The organism is Micromonospora maritima, from assembly GCF_902825405.1.
Lineage (GTDB): Bacteria > Actinomycetota > Actinomycetes > Mycobacteriales > Micromonosporaceae > Micromonospora > Micromonospora maritima.
This window is the reverse complement of record NZ_CADEAU010000504.1, coordinates 1-3,728: the sequence shown is the minus strand read 5'-3', so window position 1 is coordinate 3,728 and position 3,728 is coordinate 1. Positions and strand designations below refer to the sequence as shown.

5 protein-coding genes are annotated in these 3,728 nt (G+C 72.7%); 2 read left to right on the top strand and 3 right to left on the bottom strand.

Annotated features, from left to right (window positions below):
• Positions 1 to 170: 170 nt before the first annotated feature.
• Together HUW36_RS27945 and HUW36_RS27940 are read right to left on the bottom strand one after the other, a co-directional pair.
• Positions 171 to 668 carry a SigE family RNA polymerase sigma factor gene (locus HUW36_RS27945; RefSeq protein WP_174530867.1) on the bottom strand — a complete coding sequence of 166 codons (498 nt, stop codon included), beginning with the start codon at positions 666 to 668 and terminating at the stop codon, positions 171 to 173.
• 66 nt (positions 669 to 734) lie between these two features.
• Positions 735 to 1,193: a VOC family protein gene (locus HUW36_RS27940; protein ID WP_246248358.1), complete on the bottom strand. Its 459-nt coding sequence runs from the start codon at positions 1,191 to 1,193 to the stop codon at positions 735 to 737.
• A 104-nt stretch (positions 1,194 to 1,297) separates the two neighbouring features.
• Between HUW36_RS27940 and HUW36_RS27935 the strand changes: the two genes are divergently transcribed.
• Both HUW36_RS27935 and HUW36_RS27930 read left to right on the top strand, forming a co-directional pair.
• Positions 1,298 to 2,200: a ParA family protein gene (locus tag HUW36_RS27935; RefSeq protein WP_174530866.1), complete on the top strand. Its 903-nt coding sequence runs from the start codon at positions 1,298 to 1,300 to the stop codon at positions 2,198 to 2,200.
• Between the two features lie 14 nt (positions 2,201 to 2,214).
• The gene (locus HUW36_RS27930) at positions 2,215 to 2,622 is read left to right on the top strand and encodes a hypothetical protein (protein WP_174530865.1); all 408 of its coding nucleotides are present in this window, start codon (positions 2,215 to 2,217) and stop codon (positions 2,620 to 2,622) included.
• Here HUW36_RS27930 and HUW36_RS27925 read toward each other — a convergent pair.
• A partial coding sequence (locus HUW36_RS27925; RefSeq protein ID WP_174530864.1) for an ATP-binding domain-containing protein occupies positions 2,594 to 3,728 on the bottom strand: 1,135 nt, incomplete at its 5' end. The two genes, HUW36_RS27930 and HUW36_RS27925, sit on opposite strands and share 29 nt — an antisense overlap.

Genomic DNA, 3,728 nt, shown 5'->3' with positions numbered 1-3,728 from the left:
GGCGAGCGCAGCGCAGGCCGCCGCCGCGCCGCCGGCGATCAGACCGCGGCGGCGCAGTCGCAGGCTCCGGCCGCGACGGCGGGCGTGCGCCACGATCGGGGTGGGATCGACGTCGCCACCCGCCCGGTGCCGGAGCATCGTGGCAAGACGCTGATCGAGGTCGGTGGACATCAGATCCCTCCCGTCCGTGCGGGCGCGGGGGTGTCCTGGCGCTTCCGCAGCGCCTGGAGTGCCCGCCGCGCGTGGGTGCGCACCGTGCCTGTCGAACAGTCCAGGATCTCGGCGATGGTCGCGTCGTCGAGGTCCTCGTAGTAGCGCAGCACGATCACGGTGCGCTGCTTCGTCGGCAGGTCACGGACGAGCCGCCACAACGCGTCCCGTTCCACGACCCGGGCGGCCTCGTCTGCCCCGCCGGCCCGATCGATCGCCGTGTCGGTGGAGATCTCCCGCCTGCTCCGTCGACGCCACCACGAGTGGTTCGCGTTGACAAGCATCCGGTGGACGTACGCGTCGGGTTGATCAGTCCGGGAGATGCGCCCCCAGTGCGCGTACGCCTTCGCGAGGACGTCCTGGACCAGGTCCTCCGCACGGTGCTCGTCACCGGTCAGCAACCGGGCGAGCCGCACCAGCGCTGCGGTGCGCGCGAACGCGTACTCCTCGAACGTCACGCCCTATCAACGCCGCAGGTCGGCCGTCCCGTAGACAGACATGTGCGGGATTTTCCGTGCCCCGAGTCAGTCGCGATACTCGACGAGGCAGAACTCGTGGCCCTCCGGGTCGGTCATCACGACGACGGCTCCCTCGTCGTAGTCGTGCCGTTCGCCGGTGAACCCGCCGCCGAGCCTCGTCACGGTCGCCATCGCCTCGTCGAGGTCGTCGACCGTGATGTCGAGGTGGATCCGGACCTTCCCGGTGCGGGGTCCGGGCACCGGCTGGAACACCAGCCTCGGTTGGGGGTCGCCGCGCTCACCGAGGTAGACCCAGCCCTCCGGGGACGCGCCGGGCTCGCGACCGAGCAGGGCACTCCAGAACCGGGCGACCCGCTCGGGATCGACGCAGTCGACGGTGACACCGGACCACACATTCGCCACCCCCCAACCCTGACAGACCCCGACGCGCCCCACCACCACCGAGCCGTGCCCACCGTCGACCATGAAGTTGACGGCGATGGGGATCTCCGATCGTGCCGCCAACCTCATGATCGACGTGCCCTCGTGCCCGTGGCGGAGGCGACGGTGGCCCGCCGGATGCGGACCCGGGCCCGTCCCTGCGATCATGGGCCGATGCGGGACGCGGCATGAGCATCACCTCCGTGATCAACTACAAGGGTGGGGTCGGCAAGACCACGATCACCGCCAACCTCGGCGCCGAACTCGCCGCGCGTGGCCGCCGGGTCCTGCTGATCGACCTCGACCCGCAGGCCAGCCTCACCTTCTCGTTCTACGCGGCGGACGACTGGGAACGGGACCTCGCCTACGAGAGGACCATCCTGCAGTGGTTCGGGTCGGTGCTGGCCGACGAGCCGACCGGCCCCCTGCACCCGTACGTGCTCACACCGGAACCGGCCAACGCGCTGTTGCCCGACGGCGGCCGGCTCGATCTCGTCGCCTCCCACCTGGGGCTGGTCGACGTCGACCTCGACATCGCCGCGGCGCTCGGTGGGTCGCGCTTCCAGCACGGCAGCCCGCACTTCCTGTCCCTGCACCGGGCGCTGGCCGACGCGCTCGGCGCCGAGGAGTTCGCCGGGTACGACGACATCCTCATCGACTGCGCGCCGAACTTCACCATGGTCACCCGGACGGGCATCGTGGCGAGCGAGCACATCCTCACCCCGGCCCGGCCGGACTACCTGTCCACGCTCGGCATCGACTACCTGCGCAGCAAGGTCTCCGAGCTGGTCCGCGACTTCAACCGGGTCGCCGCGCCCGGTCCGACCATCGACCCGCAGTACCTGGGCGTGGTGTTCACTATGATCCAGTACGCCTCGGGCGGGCCGATCAACGCGTCCCGCAACTACATGAGGCACACCGACAGCCTGGAGGTCCCGGTGTTCCGGCAGACCGTCCGGGAGAACAAGACCCTGTTCGGCACCGCCGGTGAACGGCGGCTGCCCGCCGTGCTGGTGCCGAACGCCAACGAGACGGTGCAGCACGAGCTCCGGCAGCTGGCCAGCGAGTTCCTGGCCCGTACCCGCCTGTGAGAAGGAGAGTTCCGGTGTCCAACCCCGCCGACCTGGCCCACGCCGTCCTGCTGCGGGTCGCGGACTTCGTCCGCGCGCTGCCCGCCGACCAGCTCGCCGCGCTGGCCGACGGCACCGCGAAGCTGGCCGTGGTCGACCGGACGCGGGCCGCCCGGCCGGCCGCCGCCGCGGTCTCGGCCGGTCTGGATGTCGACCGGGTTCGCGCCGACCTCGCGGCCATCGGTGACCGGGCGGCAGGCGTGCGATATCTCGCCGACCTGAAGCTCACCGTGGCGAAGCTGCGGGCGCTGGCCAAAGAACTGGGCATCGCGGTGCCGGCGAAGGCCAGGAAGGCCGACATCGAGCACGACATCGTGCAGTGGACGGTGGGTCGACGGCTGGACTCGGCCGCGATCAGTCGTCCGCCGGCGCCTCGGGGCTGACCGCGCCGCCTGGTAGCAGCGCCGCCCGCACCTCGGCGAGCACGTCGGCCCAGAACGCCGGTGGGGCGGCGTTGCGCAGCTGTCCGGCCAGGTGTTCGGCCAGCCGGTGTGCCTCCCGCCGGGTGAACGGCGCCTCCGCCTCGCCGCCCAGCGGCGGCCGGGGTCGGACCGGGGCGTCCAGCGGCACCGGGTCGCCGGTGCAGACGATGTCGAGGTGGCCGGTGGTGCGGGTCAGCGCCACATAGAGCAGCCGGTGACCGCGCTCGTCGCTGGCCACGATCTCCGCCGGCTCGACCACCACCACCGCGTCGAACTCCAGGCCCTTGGCCTCCTGCGGGCTTATCAGGTTGACCGATCCGCCCAGCTCGCCCCGGTCGGCGCTGCTCCAGGCCATGCCGTTCGCGGCCAGCGCCGCCTCGACCGGGCGCCGCTGTCGCGCCGGGCAGACGATGCCGACGAACCGGCCGGCCTCGGCGTGCTCGCGGGCCACCGCGACCGCACGGGCGGCCAGCTCGGCCAGGCCGACCCGGTGCACGCCGGTGTCCGCCGGCCCGTCCCGGACCACCTCCACCGGCGTCACTCCCGGCGCGGCCACCGGCAGCAGCGCCGCCGCGGTCGCGTACGCCTGCCGGGGTACGCGGTAGCCGTACCGCAGTGGGGCGATCTCGGCCGGGTACGCGGTGGGCAGGTGGGCGAGCACCTCCGTCCAGGAGTCGCGCGCCCAGGTGCCGGTGGACTGCGCGAGGTCGCCGACAACTGTCAGCGAGCCGGTGGCGCTGCGCCGGGCCACCGCGCGCAACTGCATCGGGGACAGGTCCTGTGCCTCGTCGACCACCACGTGCGCGTACCGGCGGCCCGGGCCGTCGATCAGGTGTGCCAGCTCGTCCAACAGTGGCAGGTCGGCCGCCGACCAGGTCTCCCGCGACAACCGGTCCGCGCCGCGCCGGTGCAGCGCCGTCACCTCGGCCGGCGTGAACGCCTCGCCGGCGGCGGCCCGCAGCCGCGCGGTGGAGCCGAGCAGGTCGCGCAGCAGACCGGTCGGGGTCTGCTGCGGCCAGAGCCGTTCGGCGAGGTTGCCGACCGCGTCTGATCGTCCTGGGTCGATG